The organism is Bifidobacterium aemilianum (assembly GCF_003315635.1).
Lineage (GTDB): Bacteria > Actinomycetota > Actinomycetes > Actinomycetales > Bifidobacteriaceae > Bifidobacterium > Bifidobacterium aemilianum.
The window spans coordinates 1-742 of sequence record NZ_PDCG01000033.1 but is presented as its reverse complement, the minus strand read 5'-3'; the positions used below and the strand labels follow the sequence as shown (position 1 = coordinate 742).

Sequence of the window (742 nt, the reverse complement as noted above, 5' to 3'; positions counted from 1 at the left end):
GGATGTGGCGGTAGATGGCGGTCTGGGAGACACCCATCTGCCGGCCCAGGGCACGCAGGCTTAGGGCGGACAGGCCCTGCTCATCAATCAGGTAGAGGGCCGAGCGCAGGATGTAGTCGCGGCTGAGCGCCGTCCTTGTGGGTGCCTTGGGCCGGACGGGCATGCCTACTCCTTTCGCTGGATTCCTCTCTTGAATAGTACAGCCGCCAGGACGGCAAGGGCCAGAAGGAAGGCCAGTAGGGCACTGATATCCGAGCGGACGGCAGCCAGGTCGGCCGAGTCGAAGTTGATTGCGCCGATGGCGTCCATGGCCCAGTAGACGGGGCTGACGGCAGCCAGGTGCTGCGCCCAGCCGGGGAAACCGGACACCGGTGACAGCGCTCCGCCGATACCGGCCAGGAGCATACCCAGGATGTTGTTCAAGGACATGGCCATTTCCTCGGTGGAGGACCAGAAGTCGTTGAGCAGCCCGACGAGGGTGAGCACGCCGCAGGTGAGCAGGAAGACGACGGTGAGGGCCGAGGGAGGCAAGGTTCCTCAGGTGGAGCTCAGGTGCTGAAGGGCGTCTGGCGGCGAGGAGCTGTGGGCATGGAGCGGCGGGCTCCAGGCGGACTGCGCCAAGGCACTCAAGGAGAGGACCTGACCGGCTCCTGGCCCAAGCCTCGCTTGTGTTGGCGAAGGCTGCTGGTCCTTGGAAGGCCGCACAGGCGTTATCCCATAGGCATAGTGGACAAACGCAGGG

General features: G+C 65.1%; 2 protein-coding genes. Both read right to left on the bottom strand.

Annotated elements, in window-relative coordinates; all coding sequences use genetic code 11:
* Positions 1–163 (bottom strand): TetR/AcrR family transcriptional regulator (locus tag CRD60_RS08270; protein WP_130473092.1); only part of this gene is annotated, 163 nt, incomplete at its 3' end.
* Between the two features lie 2 nt (positions 164–165).
* Positions 166–531, bottom strand: a complete 366-nt coding sequence (locus CRD60_RS08265; RefSeq protein WP_113860794.1) for an ABC transporter permease — start codon at positions 529–531, stop codon at positions 166–168.
* Between the last annotated feature and the right edge of the window lie 211 nt (positions 532–742).